2 protein-coding genes are annotated in these 2,327 nt (G+C 58.5%); both read left to right on the top strand.

Annotation, left to right across the window (positions count from 1 at the left end):
• Nucleotides 1-119: 119 nt before the first annotated feature.
• Nucleotides 120-971: a tyrosine-type recombinase/integrase gene (locus G7W63_RS09035; protein ID WP_166256436.1), complete on the top strand. Its 852-nt coding sequence runs from the start codon at nucleotides 120-122 to the stop codon at nucleotides 969-971.
• On the top strand, nucleotides 971-2,092 hold the full coding sequence (locus tag G7W63_RS09030; RefSeq protein WP_166256433.1) for an IS91 family transposase: 1,122 nt from the start codon (nucleotides 971-973) through the stop codon (nucleotides 2,090-2,092). Before G7W63_RS09035 ends, G7W63_RS09030 begins: the two co-directional genes overlap by 1 nt.
• Nucleotides 2,093-2,327 lie beyond the last annotated feature (235 nt).

Genomic DNA, 2,327 nt, shown 5'->3' with positions numbered 1-2,327 from the left:
CTGTTGAACTAAACCGCTTCGCGGTAGCGAGCGGACCGGGGGATTTCCCGCGAGATCAGGTGAACTGACGGATACTTTTGATTAGCCCGAGTGGGCTGGTCAGAAGAGGAGAATCCGTCATGACACCGTTACGTCAGACCATGATCCAGGCCATGTGCCAACATGGCTTTTCCCCCCGAACCCAACAGAGCTATCTGTACGTCGTAACCGAGCTGGCTCGATACTACCGGCGTTCGCCGGATCAACTGCAAGTCGATGACCTGCAGGTCTATTTCAACTATCTGGTTCAGGAGCGCGCCCTGTCACCAGCCAGTTGTCGCCTCTACCTACACGGCATCCGGTTTTTGTACCTGCAAGTGCTGCACTGGGCGCACTTCGATGTGACGCTGGTCTTGCCCAAGCGCCCCCAGCGCATTCCGGAACTGCTGAACCGTCAGGAAGTCACTCGCCTGCTAGCGGTCGTCTCCAACCCCAAGCATCAGGCGTTACTGTCCATTATCTATGGCTGTGGCCTGAGAGTCAGTGAAGCGGTGGCGTTGCAGGTGAAGGACGTTGATGGGGAACGTCACCTGCTTCGGGTTGCCCAGGGTAAGGGAGCCAAGGACCGGATGGTGCCCCTGTCACCAGGACTACTTGAGGTGCTTCGTCAGTATTGGCGGGCCCGTCGCCCCATGCCGTGGTTATTCCCCAGTGACTTGCTGCCGGATCGGCACCTTCATATCACCACGCCCCAGAAGGTGTTTCATCAGGCCAAGAGCGCCAGTGGCATTCAGAAACGCGGAGGCATTCATGCCTTGCGCCATGCTTACGCCACCCATCAGTTAGAACAGGGCGTTCCCCTCCATGAGTTGCAACGGTTGCTGGGGCATAGCGATCTGCGCAGCACACAACGGTATCTGCATTGGCTGCCGGGCGTGACACCCCAAAACCGTGGACCTGTCGACCTGATTGCAGGCCTGGGAGGTGGATGATGGCCAGTTCACTGACCGTCCAGACAATTCTGGACCAGTTCCTCCCCGATGAGCCACTGGACGGCCATCGCCGCAAGGTCTGTGCCCGGTTAACCGGGTGCCGGACGGCCCGCATGGGCGGTATGGAGATGCGGTGTGATCACTGCAAGGCTCGCTCCGTCTGTTATTACGGCTGCCGGGATCGGCACTGTCCGCAGTGCCAGGGCCGCGCCAGCCAGCGATGGAGTGACCGTCAACGGGCGTTGTTGCTGCCGGTACCTTACTTCCATCTGGTGTTTACGCTGCCCCACACCCTCAATGGATGGGTTCAGCTGCATCCGGAAGTGCTCTACCGCTGCTTCTTCCGGGCCGTCTGGAATACGCTTAACCAGTTCGGTCGCAATACGCGGCATTTGCGGGGCGAACTGGGCATGACAGCGGTGCTGCATACCTGGGGGCAGAACCTGAGTCGCCATGTTCATGTGCATTGTCTGATCCCTGGAGGTGTACTGAGAGGCAGGGGTGAATGGCACAGGGCAAAGAGCCACTACCTGTTCCCGGTGCGGGCATTATCACGGCGTTTTCGCGGGTGCATGGTGTCGTTGCTCAGAGCGTCGGCGAACGCTGGTGAGCTGCACCGGGTGACCAACAGCGGTGAGGTTGATGGCGTGCTCAACGGCCTGATGCAACAGGAGTGGGTTGTCTACACCCGGCACTGCCTGAACCAGGCCGATACAGTTGTCGATTACCTCGCTCGCTACACTCACCGGATCGCCATCAGTAACGGGCGCTTGTTGTCGATGGAGGGTAACCGGGTCTCCTTCCGATACAAGGATTACCGGGATCAAGGACGGCTCAAGACCCAGTGGCTGGAAGCTCAGGAGTTCGTCAGGCGGTTCCTGATGCACATTCTGCCAAAAGGGTTCATGCGCATCCGCCATTTTGGTTACCTGAGTAACCGAACGCGACGACAAAAGTTGGCTGTTATCCGGCAGTGTCTGTTACAGCCACCCCAACCAGAGACAAAACGGGTGAACCAGGAACCCCATCGTTGTTGGCCTTGCCCGCGCTGCAATGAAGGTCTGGTTCACATGGTTCGTCAGATCCCGCGCTTCAGAATAGTGGCCGTGCCAACCGGCTAGCCCGTACGCGGCTCCTGATCTGGCGGGTGATCGCTTACAGTTCCTTGTGAGCTGGGCCCCTGTGCGGCTCGAGACTGGAAAGTGCGGCATCTGCGGGGTAGTCTGAGTTAAATCACCGTAAGGAATCGGCCAATGATGGATATAACGCGGCTAATGTTCACTGGTGCTGAGGTCCTTCGGCAGCCAGCCTCACCGTTCCGAAACTTGCCTCCCGATTACTTTACCCTTATGCGTC

This window comes from Marinobacter salicampi (assembly GCF_011074795.1).
GTDB lineage: Bacteria > Pseudomonadota > Gammaproteobacteria > Pseudomonadales > Oleiphilaceae > Marinobacter > Marinobacter salicampi.
This window is presented reverse-complemented; position numbering and strand designations above follow the sequence as displayed.